Below are 14166 nucleotides of genomic sequence, written 5' to 3' on the forward strand. Positions count from 1 at the left end.
CAAAAAAAGCCGAGGTATTTCCCCGGCAATCGCACACTTAAATAAGCGACAAACGAATTGAAAACCGGGTCACATTTTTTAACATATACATTTGCATCATTGATATCATCATTGTTTTCATTTTCGTTTCCTCCTTGCATGTCTGTATTCTACAAGAAGGTTTAGCTATTGTCTAATTGTTAAATTTTTGAAGCAGTAATAAATTTTATTTATTACTAAAATAATCTTTCATTGTTTGAATATACGTATTCCCAATCTCACTTAAAACCGTATATTTTCGAGTGATATATCCTATTTCCATTATGGAATTTGGATTTTCTACATTAGCCTGGTACGGAACAACTACATAGTCATCCCCATTCAAATCTTTACTAATGATCCCAGAACATAAAGTATATCCATTCAGTCCTCTCATTAAATTAAGCATCGTAGCACGATTATTCACTTGAATCTTTCTTGGAAATTCATTTTCAACCAATATCTCCTCTGCCGTATACATCGAAGGATTATCCCCTTGATCAAATGTCATATTGGGATAGGGCAATAATTCTTCATACGTAATTGATTTTTTCTTAGCAAGAGGATGTCCCTTATACAAATACACAAAGGCATCGCAATCGGCTAATTTATGAAATTCTAAATTCCATTCATCAAATTGTTTCATCATAAAATGACGATTGTAGTTCGATAAATATAAGATTCCTATCTCACTTAAAGAATTACCCACATCTTCAATGACATGCATTGTCTTTGTTTCACTGATCGCAAAATCATATTTAGAAGTCCCATATTTCTTTACTGTATCCACAAATGCTTTGGTCGCAAACGAATAGTGTTGACAAGATACGCGAAACTTAATTCTTCTTAAACTTTCATCTTCATATCGATTCTTTAATAACTCATATTGTTGATAAAGCTGTCTTGCGTATGTTAAAAACTCTTGTCCTTGTTGCGTCACAGTGACTCCATGACTTGTACGATTAAAGATTTGAATATTTAGTTCTTTTTCAAGCGATTGAATGGCAGACGTTAAAGTAGGTTGTGAAACAAAAAGCTTTTCAGCCGCCTTATTCATAGTTTTCTCATCGGATACCGTTAATACATAAAGTAATTGTTGAAGCGTCATTTTCAGTCTCCTTTATTTATATTGTTTTAATGAATATTTGTTGATTTTCAAGATTCCAAAATAAAAGAGCTTGACAAGCTCTTTACCTATAAAAGTTAGTTCTCCTTTTGATGTTCAACATGCCAAGCATGATCCTCTTTCACTTTCGCAAGTTCTTCTGGATTTTCAAATAATTCTAGCGCCGTAAAAGCCAATGCTTTTGCCCCTTTGACAATCGCATCCATTGCCTTTTGACTGCATGAAGCATCCACCATATCTTGACTATGTCCTGCAATCTGTACATCTGTAATACTAATGTGTGGTTGAATCGTAGGTACAACCTGACTAATATTACCTACATCACTACTTCCAGGCATGACCACATCTTCTACATGCTTTACAGTATTGCCAAGTTCTGTAATATATTTTTCATAGATCGCATCTAAAGAAGGTGTTAAAACCATATTTTCTACAAGATTTTGATACAACTTCATACTTGAAGTACAACTCGTCTGTAAAGCGGAACCCTTCACAATATTTTCTACTTTTTCGTATAACTCATGTAATGTATCAATATCAGCAGCACGAATATAATATTTAGCCTTTGTGTATTCTGGAATGACATTAGGAGCTGTTCCTCCCTCAACAATCACACCATGAATACGAATACGATCGGTGAGTTGTTGGCGTAAAACACCAATGGCTGCATATGTTAAGATTTGCGCATCCAACGCATTGATTCCATCTTGAGGGCAGCCTGCTGCATGAGCTGGCTTTCCCCAAAATTCGATATCAACAGGTGCACATGCATAATTACGCGTACTTAATCCATCTTCACTACCTGAGCCTGGATGAGTGCATAGGGCAAAATCCACATCGTTTAAGTAGCCCTTCTTCACAAAAGACCCCTTGGCACTTCCATTTTGTCCACCCTCTTCTCCAGGTGTTCCATATACACGTACTTCCCCACCAATTTGATCCACTATACTTTTTAAAGCAGCACCGGCAAGTGCAGAAGTAGCTCCAAATACATTGTGACCACAACCATGGCCTAAACCTGCAAGTGCATCATATTCTGCAAGAAAAACAACCGTAGGACCTGGTTTCTTACTTTTGTAGGTTGCCGCAAAGCCTGTACGATGTCCTGCCGCTGGTAATTCAATCTCAAATCCTTCTTTTTTTAATTGTTCACTCAATGTTTGTGAAGCAAAATATTCAAAATCACTGACTTCCGGCTTGGCATGAATAGCCAAAGAAATATCTTGATATATTTTTGCGTTTGTATCTATAAATTGAGAAATTTGATTCTTTAATTCTGACATAAAATAGTTCCTCCTAAAAGTTGGATCTATTGTACAAAGAACAAGTGTTATATTCAAATTCTATTTATTTATATCTGGTTATAAATTATTTTTATATTTAAGTAAAAAGAAAAACGGCATAGCCGCTTATTCTTTCGTTAGATCCTCACCAAAATACTTGATAGAAATCTTAGATAAAGTTCCATCTTCTTTTAGTTCTTTTAAAGCCTTATTTACAGCTTTCTTTAAAGAGGCATTATCATCCCCTTTTACCATTGGAATCGCATAGGGTGTAGATTCTTTGGATTGATCGACAATTTTAAATGAACTATCCTTTGTCGTTTGAAGATAATCATTAATTGAAGTAGCCGCATTGATTGTCGCATCCACACCACCACTCTTTACAAGATCCATACATTTTGTTAAATCATCAACACCTTTTACGGTTGCCCCATAGTCTTCACCCAATTCCATATAAGTAGATCCAATCGAATTGGCCGTTGTCTTTCCTTTTAAATCACCAAACGAAGTAATTGTCGTATTATCATTACGAACAACTAAGACTGTATGATCATATGCATAAGGTGTAGAAAAATCAAACTTCTTTTCTCTTTCCTTTGTGATATCGACACCATTAATAACTAAATCATACGTACCAGTTGATAATCCAGTTAATAATCCATCCCATTTACCTTCTACAATATTGGCTTTTACACCTAATTTCTTGGCAATATTCTTAGCAACTTCTACATCTACACCCACCAATTTATCATCCTTATCATGATAAGAAAATGGTTGCCAATCGCCTTCTAAACCAATTGTGATTTCACCTTTATCTTGAATTGTAGCTAAATGATCCTTACTAGATCCACATCCTACTAAAGTAAAAACCATAGTTGTACTTAATAAACCTGCTAATAATTTTTTCATCTTACATTTCCTCTTTCCTTAAAAATTCTTTTGTTCGTTCTTGTTTCGGATTTTCAAAGAAATCCTTTGAATTACCTTCTTCAACGATTTTTCCTTCTTCCATCAAAATCACATGACTAGAAACATTTTTCGCAAAAGCCATCTCATGCGTGACCACAACCATAGTCATTCCTTCATTAGCTAATGTTTTCATTACGCTTAATACTTCTTGAATCAATTCTGGATCCAGTGCTGAAGTTGGTTCATCAAAATAAATGATGTCAGGGCTTGTTGCTAATGCTCTTGCGATTGCGACACGCTGTTGTTGTCCACCCGATAATTGTGAAGGATAATGATTGGCACGATCTTGCATTCCTACTTTTTCAAGCATCTGCATACCAATTAAATCCGCATCTTCTTTGGAAACATTTCTAGCTACAGTAAGACCTAATGTTACATTTTGTAGGGCTGTTTTATTCGCAAATAAATTGTAATTTTGAAATACAAATCCCGTATGCTTTCTAAGATCTGCAATTTCCTTCTTTGATGTATTTGATAAATCATAAGATTGATTTTTAAAAGTCATAAATCCTACATCCGCTGTCTCTAAATAATTGATACAGCGTAATAAAGTTGTCTTACCTGATCCCGAAGGGCCTAATATCGCAATGACATCTCCTTTATTGACTGTAAGATCAATACCTTTTAAAACATGTAAATTTCCAAATGATTTATGAATATCTTTAATTTCTAATAAAGCCATTCTCTATCTCCCTGCCTGATAATAATTCAGTTTCTTTTCACCCCAAGCTTGCAGCCAAGTTAAAACTGTACAGAAAATTAAATAGACGAATGCGACTTCTATATATAATTGCATAAACTGATAGGTTCTTCCCGCAATTCTTTCTGTCTGCATAAACATTTCTGTAACAGTAATATTCGCTGCTAAAGAAGTATCTTTTACAAGTGAAATCAAGTTATTAAACAAAGATGGAAAAGCACTTCGAAAAGCTTGTGGTAAAATAATATGCATCATGATCTGCATATAGCTCATTCCTACACAGTATCCGGCTTCCATTTGTCCTTGTGGTACACTTTCAATCGAGCCACGAATCGTTTCAGCACAATAAGCGCCCGTATTTAATGAGAATACGATAATAGCGGCAGTAATAGCCGATATTCTTACGCCAATTGACTGCATACCAAAATACATAATAAACAATTGTACAAGCATAGGCGTTCCTCTAAATATCCATATATAGAATTGAACAATATTCTTTGCGATTGGTACTTTCGCATATTGAATTATGGCACATACAATAGCTATTAGCATTGCGATAATAAATGATACTAGCGCAAGTGGTAATGTTATTACAATTCCCGAAATAAATATTTTTGGGAATGATTCTAAAAACAATTCCATTCTTTCCCTCCTTAAAATCTTTTTATTAGTTTACACCCTAAAGCAAACTTTAGGTCAACTAAATCAATCCAAACGATTTTAATATCGTTAACCAGAATGTAATACTAAAAGCACTAAGCAGTGTTGTTAACATCACAACACTTGATGTTAATACACCTTTATGTCCCATACTTTTAGCCATCACAAAACCAGATACGGTTGTACTTGAACCGCACATAATCAAAATGGCAACTAAAGCTTGATTTCTAAATCCCAATAGAGCAGCAATTGGTAAGAAGATAGCACAAAAACCAATTAACTTCATAAATGTACAGAATAAGGATGGTTTTAATTCCCCTTTTGCCTGATCAAAATCAAAAGTGGCTCCCATCGCCATTAAACCTAGTGGTGTTGCCGTACTTGCGATCATTGAAATCGTTTTATTGATAACTTGAGGCAATTGAAATGGTAATAAACTAACAAGTACACCTACAACAATTCCTAGAATCAGTGGATTCTTTAAAATTCCAACAAACGTCTTCTTATAGTTAACCTTTGATTGTTCAGCCTTAAAGAAAGATAGAATCACAACAGATACTACGTTATACACAAATACAACACTCATCAACATCAATGGGGCAACACCAACGTCTGGATAAATATTCGATGTTAATGCAAGTCCTAATAAGGCAGCACTGCTTCTGTAACAAGCTTGAATAAATTCACCTTGAATCGCTTTATCTTTTAAACGTAATGAAAATAATATAGATAATAATATACTTATTAAAGTAGCTACTACGCAAAATACGACAAACTTTGTATCCCAAAGATCTTTAAAATTAGATTTAGACACATCGACAAACAACAATAGTGGCAACGACACTTTAAAGACAAATGAATTAAGTTTGGATGCCAAGACATCCTCTAAAATATTCATTTTATTTAAAAAATAACCGACAACCATCAATAGAAAGATGGGAATCGTTGCATTTAAGCTAAATAATAAATTTTCCACAAAAATCCCTCCAAAACTAAATTATTGTTATTTTAACACAAATCTTATTCTTATGGATTGAATATACATTTTATTCATTAAATGAATTACAACAATCAAAGAAATGTGACAAAATTAAAAGGATTAACTCCTATAGAATACAGGAATCAATCCTTATGTGCTAATTTAATATCCAAGAAAATGAGGTCACTACATTTTAATTGTTCTTACTTTAATTCATTCGAATGTTTTGCACGCTCTGCATCACGCCAGTTATTCTGATATTTTCCTAGACAGTCTACAAATCGTTTTGTGACATAATGCGGACGAGTAATTGCACTTCCAACAACAACACTATGACATCCAATAAAAATACATTTCATCGCATCTTCTGGTGAATAGATATGTCCTTCCATCATGACACAAGCTTCCTCTTGTAGTTCACGACACATTTCAGCTACCATTCTAAAGTCTGCACCTTCAATATGTGCTGTTTCTTGCGTATATCCATAAAGTGTAGGAGCTACAATTTCCGCTCCATTTGCCGAAGCATGTTTTGCCTCTTCAATATTTGAAACATCCGCAAAAATCAAATGATCAGGATATTTCTTGCGTACTTGAGGAAGTAAATCCCATGCGATAGTTCCCTCATGTGTTTTTTGTGCTGTACAATCGATTGCGATAATATCCGCTCCAGCCGCTACAATTTCATCCACCTCTTTCATTGTAGGGGTAATAAATACATCCGTATCCTCATGCCATACTTTATATAAACCAATGATTGGCAAACCAAGATTGGCTTCTTTTACTTTGCGAATTTGTTCTGGGGAATTTAATCGTAAACCTACAGCACCTCCCCATTTTGCGCATTCTGCCATTTTTACAACCATATCTTCTGTATAAATAGGCTCATCTTTCTGTGTTTGACAAGAAACAATAAGCCCACCTTTTAAACTTTCTAATAATGCTAATTTTTTAGGATCATTTGTCTTCATTTTCATCTTCTCCTTTGCAAACTAAAAAATTATCTGGTATTTCCCTAGCTTCTTCATATGCATCAACATATACGCTATGGAAATCTTTTAAGCTTGCCCAATTGCACATAGCCTTTACACCATATTTAGATGCATCTATCAATAAATCACACTTTTCACTGCATTCCATAATAGCCTTTTTACAGGCTCCAACATTGAAATCAAATACATATACATTTCCATTTTCTAAATCAATGCCATTTGTACTTAAAAAAGCATGATCAAAATGAAACTGTCGAATCATTTCCAATGTCAAAGAACCATAACTCGTATCATATGACTTATTAAATTCTCCTCCCAATAAAAAGATATCTCCCTTAAAACTAGCAGGTAGTTTTCGAATCAAATAAATACTTGGAGTAACCAGTTTAATTCTTTTATCTTGAATATAATCTAAAATATGTGCAGGTGTTGTTCCAGAATCAATATATATGCAATCGCCATCACGAATACTTCGTGCAGCATGTGCGCAAATCAATTTTTTTTCTTCCATGTTCAAATTTTCTTTTGACACAACAGACATCTCATTAAAATTTGTCAAAGTTGTACTCACACTTTTTAAGCTAGCACCGCCACGCTCTCTTTGAATCAAGCCTTGATTTTCTAATTCAATCAAATCACGCATGACACTTGATCTTGAAACATCAAAACTTTCCTGTAATTCTTTAACTGTCACGAATTGTCTTTCTTCTAAAAGCTGTACAATTCGAACCATTCTTTCTTTTGAAAGCATATATTATCCTCCTATTTTTACTTTCACACCCCATTTTTTTCCAATATCCATATAGGGATTCAAAATATCACGATCCATCATAGAATCTTGATCATATTTAAATTTTATTTGCATTTGATTCCATTTATTTTTTCCCATAGTATGAAAGGGTAGAAGGTTAACTTCAGCAAGTTTTAATACAGCACAAAACTTTATAACCTCTTCACAAATATCATCATTGAACCTTGGAATTACCGGCATTCTTACAATCACTTTATTTGGACAATACTTTGCGAGATATCTGAAATTATTTAAAATCAAATCTAAATTCGCACCTGTAACATCTTTTAATTTTTTAGCATCTAAATGCTTTAAGTCCATTAAAAACAAATCTATATACGGCAATGCCTGCTCCAATTTATCTAAACTGTAATTTCCCGTTGTTTCTACTGCAACATGTAATCCATTTTCTTTACATTGTTTAACCAATTCTAAAAAAGCATCAAACTGCATAAAAGGTTCTCCACCACTAATCGTGACGCCACCATTGGATTGATCAAAATAATCTTTATCTTTTAAAACTTCCTTGATTACCTCATCAATTTCTATATCTTTCCCTACAAAAGAAATCGCATCTTGTAAACAAGCATCCTCACACTTTTTACAATATATACATTTATCAATATCCCACTGAAATGGAAATGAAATCGCCTCCTGTGCACACATGTACATACAAGTTTTACATTGAACACACTTTCTTTCATCATGCAGTAAAGTGGGTTCCATCTTCCATGTCTCAGGATTAGCACACCAGGGACAATGTAGTGGACATCCCTTTAAAAACACAGTTGTTCGAATGCCAGGCCCATCATGGGTGGCAAACTTTTCAATATTCGATACTCTAATCATATAAAGTCCTACTTAATAGCTCATCTTGCACATCTTTTGTCAAATTCACAAAGACTGCACTGTACCCTGCTACTCGTACAATTAAATCTGGATATTTTTCTGGATGTTTTTGCGCATCTTCTAATTGACCATGATCAACAACAGTAACCATCAATTGACATCCTCCCTTTTTAAAGTATGTATCAAATAATATTTTTACTTTCTCTTTATCTTCATACATCATACGAGGTGTAAATTTAATGTTTTGTACACTTCCACCATGGTATTTCACATTAAACTTACTTAACGAATTCAATACAGCGGTTGGTCCACTATTTGCAGCATACCCCTGCGGATTATTAGCCGGATTTAAATAGACACCTTTTAAACGTCCATCTAAACTTGCATCCGTTTGATGTCCCCAGTCTGTATTCGTTTGATTGTTTGAAATCACAATCAAGTAGTAATCCATACCGTGTTGAATTCCTCTGTTTCGTATGCCTTTCGCTACATATTCATATAAGTCATTTGCGAATTCATCCACGTTTTCTATATCATTCCCATATTTAGGTAAAGCTAATATTTCTTTACGTAATCGCTCATACCCTTCGTAATTATGTAATGCAGCCACATTCAATTCTTCTAGAGAATATTTCTTTTGGTCATACACCAATGTTTTGATGGCATATAATGCATCACTTGTGTTGATATTTCCATAGGTTTCATTGGTTCCTCCTAAAATTTCAACGCCTCCATCCAATATTGCCTTTTGTCGACCTAAACAATCATCCATTAAGATGGAATTAAACAAGAAACTTACTTCTTGATTCATGACTTCATAAGAGTGCTTTTGACAATATACACTTAAATCAAAATAGTAATCTAACAACACTTTATATTGATCATACAATTCTTCAAATGTTCTAAAGCTGGATAGTGGTAATACTTTTACTGGACCCGCTTTATAAATGTGGTCCATCGGATCATAGCCAGAATTTAATGCCAATTGTAAGATTTTAGTCAAATTTAATAACGTATTGGGTGTGCCTACACTTTTTCCTTGAATCACATATTCTCCGCACCCAAACGGTACATATTGCTCGGCTATTTTACGATCAACACGCATTCCATATTGCACAGCATCCACATTCACATCATCATTGTACAATGTTGGATATGTTGCTCCACTCGCTATACATTCATAGGCCATATCCATGATGTCTTTGGGTGTATTTGAATCAAATCGCAAAGTAAATTGTGGCTCGACATAACGAGTATCCTTACAAACTTTCAAACAAATTCTTGTGAATAAATCACACGCCTCTACATTCTCTCTTCCTTTTCCACCTACAATGATTCTACCATTTACAGTAGTTCTTCTGTTTTCAATCATTTTCCATAATGATTTTAAATAGCGATAAGCTTGATTTTCATCAATTAAACCTGAGTCTATATCATTCTTTAAAAATGGACCTAAAACAATGTCCATACGCCCGTAATTAATACATCCTGCACATAATGCATATAGCCAGAATAATTGAAGTGCTTGATGAAATGTTGCAGGTTTATGTTCTAAAATATACTCTAAATCACTTTTCATTAAATCTAAGTCACAATTACGAGCTTTGTCTTTTGTATAACATTGATCGCCCAATTCAATTTGTCTACGAATAACCGATTTAAATAGATGCATACATTCAAGACTTGCCTGCATAAATTCATTTGTAGGATAACTTTGAATTAAATCAATCAATCCATTAATTCCTAATGTCACTAATTTTTTATAATCTAGCATCATACCAGATAGGCGGGCTGTAGCCATAAATGGATATTTACAATCGATAAAACGACCTGTTGTATCTTCATTTAATACATCCTGGCAATAAATACTTTTTACATCGTGTTCTTGCCAATAGTCATATAAGGCATCCACTCTTGTTCTTTCTTGATCTGTTTTTAGATGTTTTTTAAAAGCGCGTAGTTTATGGAAAACACAATAGTGACCTACACCACCAATACTAGTAACACTTCCAAAGCCAATTGGCAAAAAATCTAAGCGTCCTGCAATCAAATCGTCAGACTCAACGCTTCGAAACAAACGTGGGAATAACACTTTTAAGCACTCCACTTCGCGAATTGCCTTATGTTTTGAACGATTCTCCTTATGCACCTTAGTATAAGCTTCCATAATTTCTAATTGTTCAGAATAACTTTTTTCACATGGGATTTTAATTGAAACTTCTACATTTTGTTCACCATCAATATTAATTCGAGCCATATTTTCACCTCACACTTATGATATATCCATTTTCGTTCATTGTAAATCATTTTTATTCATTTTCGTTCATATGTGACATTATTATCAATTTGTAACTTGTATGTAAGCGCTTGAACTTGTAAAATGAAATTAACAAGTATACAAGGAGGAAATAATACTTATGGCAAATCGTTTTATTTTAAATGAAACAAGTTATCATGGTGCTGGAGCCATCAAAGAAGTGGTTACAGAAATTAAAGCACGTGGATTAAAGAAAGGTTTAGTTGTTACAGATAAAGACTTGATCAAATTTGGTGTAGCTACTAAAGTTACAGACTTATTGGATGAAGCTGGACTTCCTTACGAAATTTATGATGAAGTTAAGGCAAACCCAACTGTTGAACAAGTTAAAAATGGTGTACAAGCAGCTAAAGATGCTGGTGCTGACTATTTAATCGCTATTGGTGGTGGAAGCCCACAAGATACTTGTAAAGGTATTGGAATTATCTTGGCTAACCCTGAATTTGAAGATGTAGTTAGCTTGGAAGGTGTTGCTCCAACTAAAAACAAATCAATTCCAGTTATCGCAATCGCTACTACAGCAGGTACAGCAGCCGAAACTACAATCAACTATGTAATTACAGATACTGAAAAGAAAAGAAAATTCGTTTGTGTAGATGCTCACGATATTCCTGTTGTTGCGATTATCGATCCAGAAATGATGTCAAGTATGCCAAAAGGTTTAACCGCAAGTACGGGTCTTGACGCATTAACTCACGCTATTGAAGGATATACAACTTTAGCTGCTTGGGAACTTGCTGATACATTAAACTTAAAAGCAATCGAAATCATTTCAAGAAGCTTACGTGCAGCATGTGCTAACGATCCAAAAGGACGTGAAGACATGGCTTTAGGACAATATATGACAGGTATGGCATTCTCTAACGTTGGTTTAGGTGTTGACCATGGTATGGCTCACCCATTAAGTGCATTCTATGGAATCCCTCATGGTGTAGCTTGTGCTACATTACTTCCATATGTTATGGAATTCAACAAAGATTATACAGGTGAAAAATTTAGAGAAATCGCTCGTGTAATGGGAGTTGATGGTGTTGATGAAATGTCTCAAGAAGAATATCGTCAAGCAGCTATTGATGCCGTTATTCAATTAAGTAAAGATTGCGGAATTGCTCAAAGCTTAAAAGAAATCGGTGTTAAAGAAGAAGACTTACCTACATTAACAGATTCAGCAATGGCAGACGTTTGTACAGGTGGTAACCCTCGTCCATGTACAAAAGAATTAATCTTTGACTTATATAAATACGCATTTAACGGAAGAGACTAATTCCATATAGGAAGGCAATTAAATTTGCCTTTCTTTTTTTGTGCAAATAAAAAAGATGAGAAACAACAAAACAACGTACAAAACCACTAAATAGTTAGATATCCTTTATTCATCGCATATACAAGGTTTTGTTCATGTTTTTGCCTCTTTTACAAAACCAAACACCAACAATTCAAATTCTTAAGAGTTTCGTCTAAGGTCTTATTGAGTGTTGGCTCACCCCAATTGTCGATTCAAAACACGAACCAAGAAAAAGAGTTTTGTCGATTTAATGAAAAAGCAGGACGAACCTGCTTTGAATGTTTATGGGTTATTGTCTCCCTAAAATCAACAACTTCCATTATGAAGTCTTTTTTTACGTGTATTTTCAGTTTTACAAGAACTTAACCCCCCATAAAAACCCTATCAGTCAGAAATGACTTTTAGCCAAAGTAATAATCACCTAAACAAAGCCAAAACAGTACAAACTTGTCAAAACAGGGAAACTAATAGGAAACTGATAGGAAAGAAGCAAAATAAAAAGAGACCCCAAAAATAGAGTCTCTAATAGCATTACTGTTTTAAAGTTAAATATCCATCTGGACCAGTATGAGCTTTAGTAACGTCGGTTGTATTAAAGTCAAAGTTTGGAAGCTTTTCACAATACTCAAACATATGGCCATCATTGGTCACTTTTTCTGTTGACCATTTAGAATCAACATAAATATTCGCCAAATTTGAACATTCACTAAACATACTATACATATTTGTGACATTTGATGTATCAAAACCACTTAAATCTAAAGATGTTAAATTTGTGCATTTATAAAACATACTACCCATATTAGTGATATTTTTTGTATTGAAGTTTGATAAATCCAATTCTTTTAGATTTTCACAATCTGCAAACATCTCACTCATTTCCGTTACATTTGAAGTATTAAAACCACTTACATCTAAGGATGTCAAATTCGGACACTGTGCGAACATCCAAGTCATATCCGTCACTTTTGAAGTGTCAAAACTGCTTAAATCTAAAGATGTTGATGCTACACCGTTAAACATCCCATTCATACTCGTCACATTTGAAGTATCTATATTATCAAATGAAATTCGAGTTAGCCTTGGATTACAGAACATACCCAAACAGTTTTCATTGAATGTTACCGCTTTGTTAGGGTCCTGCGTACTTACTTTCCATGTGGCTCCATCCAACCACCCAACGACATCTCCATCTTTAGCTACCGTTAAATCGGTTGTAGAAACACCCTTTGGAGCTACTTCATCCGTAAATACAATAGCTGTAGCGGCTTTTGGAATTGTTTCCAAAAATTGAAATGTTGCAGATTCTCCGTCCCCTACAGTTCCAATAATCGTTGAAGATTTTTCCTTTTGAATAGCTCCATCTTTGCCCCCAACTTCCGCATTATAAATTACATGTCCATTATAGTTACCTGCAACCTCAGCAGAACCCTTCTTTGTGTTCAATTTAAAATTCATATTCTGAGTTGCCGTATTGGTACCTGCTGGTACAGATAAGACATTCTCGTTAACACCCACAGCACCGTTATCGTCTGAAACGTCATAGTTCAACACTTCGCTTCCTCCATTATCTACTGTGAATGCATCGTTCGCTCCTGAACCTTTAACTGAAATGTTCAAATACTTTCCTTCAGGAATGACATTCTTTAAAACCTTGACCTGATTACCTGTGCGATCAACGGTTTTGCCTACTCCTGCATCAGCACCAAAGTCGATTGCACTGTGGATAATCCAGTCATATCTTGATGATACTTCATAGTTTAGTGTGGTTGTCTTGCTGTCTGGTTCAGCTGCAAACACCGATGTAATACTAGACATCATCATTAAAGCGGACAGCCCAGCTGCTACAACCTTTTTAGTTTTTGTAAAATTCATATAATATTCTCCTTTTCCTGTTACACTTATACAGTTAACCAAAAAACAAAAGCACTCGAAATCACAACGGTTGCTTGTCTGAACTTATTTGGTTTTGTTTTGTGTTTTTGTGACATTGGTTAGTCATCTCCTTCCCCCCCTACAATAAGCCATAGGAGCTCGCCATAAGACCCCATACTGTCATTCGACATAGGAGAATGCGACAACCATTTCTCTAAAAAGAGCAAAATTATCATCTTGAAATCTATCGACTCCGCTGGTTATTTAATATGAATGAAGGCCCCTTTCAAAGATGACGACGCTACCTCTAAAACCACTTTCCC

At 34.6% G+C, this 14166-nt stretch carries 13 protein-coding genes; 2 read left to right on the forward strand and 11 right to left on the reverse strand.

Features of this window, described 5'->3' with window-relative positions; translation table 11 throughout:
- Positions 1 to 205 precede the first annotated feature (205 nt).
- From EUBIFOR_RS09650 to EUBIFOR_RS09675, 6 genes are all read right to left on the reverse strand, one after another.
- Entirely contained in the window at positions 206 to 1126 is a 921-nt protein-coding gene (locus tag EUBIFOR_RS09650; RefSeq protein ID WP_003865854.1) for a LysR family transcriptional regulator, read from the reverse strand.
- Between the two features lie 95 nt (positions 1127 to 1221).
- Positions 1222 to 2427 (reverse strand): M20 family metallopeptidase, encoded by a 1206-nt coding sequence (locus EUBIFOR_RS09655; protein ID WP_003865855.1) that lies wholly within the window; start codon positions 2425 to 2427, stop codon positions 1222 to 1224.
- Between the two features lie 126 nt (positions 2428 to 2553).
- Positions 2554 to 3336: a transporter substrate-binding domain-containing protein gene (locus tag EUBIFOR_RS09660; RefSeq protein WP_003865856.1), complete on the reverse strand. Its 783-nt coding sequence runs from the start codon at positions 3334 to 3336 to the stop codon at positions 2554 to 2556.
- Position 3337: 1 nt separating this feature from the next.
- Positions 3338 to 4078, reverse strand: a complete 741-nt coding sequence (locus EUBIFOR_RS09665; protein WP_003865857.1) for an amino acid ABC transporter ATP-binding protein — start codon at positions 4076 to 4078, stop codon at positions 3338 to 3340.
- 3 nt (positions 4079 to 4081) lie between these two features.
- Positions 4082 to 4738, reverse strand: a complete 657-nt coding sequence (locus EUBIFOR_RS09670; RefSeq protein WP_003865858.1) for an amino acid ABC transporter permease — start codon at positions 4736 to 4738, stop codon at positions 4082 to 4084.
- Positions 4739 to 4796: 58 nt separating this feature from the next.
- A complete protein-coding gene (locus tag EUBIFOR_RS09675) occupies positions 4797 to 5732 on the reverse strand; it encodes an AEC family transporter (protein ID WP_040466448.1) in 936 nt (311 codons plus the stop codon).
- An 81-nt stretch (positions 5733 to 5813) separates the two neighbouring features.
- On the opposite strand from EUBIFOR_RS09675, the gene EUBIFOR_RS13580 reads away from it, so the two are divergent.
- Positions 5814 to 5993: an IS3 family transposase gene (locus EUBIFOR_RS13580; protein WP_083783555.1), complete on the forward strand. Its 180-nt coding sequence runs from the start codon at positions 5814 to 5816 to the stop codon at positions 5991 to 5993.
- Here EUBIFOR_RS13580 and EUBIFOR_RS09680 read toward each other — a convergent pair.
- From EUBIFOR_RS09680 to EUBIFOR_RS09695, 4 genes are read right to left on the reverse strand one after another with little or no spacing between them, the layout of a single operon-like run.
- Entirely contained in the window at positions 5939 to 6706 is a 768-nt protein-coding gene (locus EUBIFOR_RS09680) for an N-acetylmannosamine-6-phosphate 2-epimerase (RefSeq protein WP_040466449.1), read from the reverse strand. The two genes, EUBIFOR_RS13580 and EUBIFOR_RS09680, sit on opposite strands and share 55 nt — an antisense overlap.
- Positions 6693 to 7478 carry a DeoR/GlpR family DNA-binding transcription regulator gene (locus EUBIFOR_RS09685; RefSeq protein ID WP_003865861.1) on the reverse strand — a complete coding sequence of 262 codons (786 nt, stop codon included), beginning with the start codon at positions 7476 to 7478 and terminating at the stop codon, positions 6693 to 6695. The genes EUBIFOR_RS09680 and EUBIFOR_RS09685 overlap by 14 nt, the downstream gene beginning before the upstream one ends.
- Before the next feature lie 3 nt (positions 7479 to 7481).
- Positions 7482 to 8366, reverse strand: coding sequence for a glycyl-radical enzyme activating protein (locus EUBIFOR_RS09690; protein ID WP_003865862.1), 885 nt, complete (start codon positions 8364 to 8366; stop codon positions 7482 to 7484).
- Positions 8359 to 10623 carry a pyruvate formate lyase family protein gene (locus EUBIFOR_RS09695; protein ID WP_003865863.1) on the reverse strand — a complete coding sequence of 755 codons (2265 nt, stop codon included), beginning with the start codon at positions 10621 to 10623 and terminating at the stop codon, positions 8359 to 8361. Before EUBIFOR_RS09695 ends, EUBIFOR_RS09690 begins: the two co-directional genes overlap by 8 nt.
- Positions 10624 to 10783: 160 nt before the next feature.
- Here EUBIFOR_RS09695 and fucO point away from each other — a divergent pair, with 160 nt between their 5' ends.
- On the forward strand, positions 10784 to 11947 hold the full coding sequence (gene fucO, locus EUBIFOR_RS09700; RefSeq protein ID WP_003865864.1) for a lactaldehyde reductase: 1164 nt from the start codon (positions 10784 to 10786) through the stop codon (positions 11945 to 11947).
- Between the two features lie 552 nt (positions 11948 to 12499).
- On the opposite strand, the gene EUBIFOR_RS12235 is transcribed toward fucO, so the two are convergent.
- The gene (locus tag EUBIFOR_RS12235; RefSeq protein WP_003865865.1) at positions 12500 to 13843 is read right to left on the reverse strand and encodes a BspA family leucine-rich repeat surface protein; all 1344 of its coding nucleotides are present in this window, start codon (positions 13841 to 13843) and stop codon (positions 12500 to 12502) included.
- Positions 13844 to 14166: the final 323 nt, after the last annotated feature.

It is taken from the genome of Holdemanella biformis DSM 3989, assembly GCF_000156655.1.
Lineage (GTDB): Bacteria > Bacillota_I > Bacilli_A > Erysipelotrichales > Erysipelotrichaceae > Holdemanella > Holdemanella biformis.

Excerpts from the sequence above, each read along its gene's own strand:
- EUBIFOR_RS09650 (WP_003865854.1), bottom strand. The coding sequence starts at position 1,126 with ATGACGCTTCAACAATTACTTTATGTATTAACGGTATCCGATGAGAAA.
- EUBIFOR_RS09655 (WP_003865855.1), bottom strand. The coding sequence starts at position 2,427 with ATGTCAGAATTAAAGAATCAAATTTCTCAATTTATAGATACAAACGCA.
- EUBIFOR_RS09660 (WP_003865856.1), bottom strand. The coding sequence starts at position 3,336 with ATGAAAAAATTATTAGCAGGTTTATTAAGTACAACTATGGTTTTTACT.
- EUBIFOR_RS09665 (WP_003865857.1), bottom strand. The coding sequence starts at position 4,078 with ATGGCTTTATTAGAAATTAAAGATATTCATAAATCATTTGGAAATTTA.
- EUBIFOR_RS09670 (WP_003865858.1), bottom strand. The coding sequence starts at position 4,738 with ATGGAATTGTTTTTAGAATCATTCCCAAAAATATTTATTTCGGGAATT.
- EUBIFOR_RS13580 (WP_083783555.1), top strand. The coding sequence starts at position 5,814 with ATGAATTACAACAATCAAAGAAATGTGACAAAATTAAAAGGATTAACT.
- EUBIFOR_RS09680 (WP_040466449.1), bottom strand. The coding sequence starts at position 6,706 with ATGAAGACAAATGATCCTAAAAAATTAGCATTATTAGAAAGTTTAAAA.
- EUBIFOR_RS09685 (WP_003865861.1), bottom strand. The coding sequence starts at position 7,478 with ATGCTTTCAAAAGAAAGAATGGTTCGAATTGTACAGCTTTTAGAAGAA.
- EUBIFOR_RS09690 (WP_003865862.1), bottom strand. The coding sequence starts at position 8,366 with ATGATTAGAGTATCGAATATTGAAAAGTTTGCCACCCATGATGGGCCT.
- EUBIFOR_RS09695 (WP_003865863.1), bottom strand. The coding sequence starts at position 10,623 with ATGGCTCGAATTAATATTGATGGTGAACAAAATGTAGAAGTTTCAATT.
- fucO (WP_003865864.1), top strand. The coding sequence starts at position 10,784 with ATGGCAAATCGTTTTATTTTAAATGAAACAAGTTATCATGGTGCTGGA.
- EUBIFOR_RS12235 (WP_003865865.1), bottom strand. The coding sequence starts at position 13,843 with ATGAATTTTACAAAAACTAAAAAGGTTGTAGCAGCTGGGCTGTCCGCT.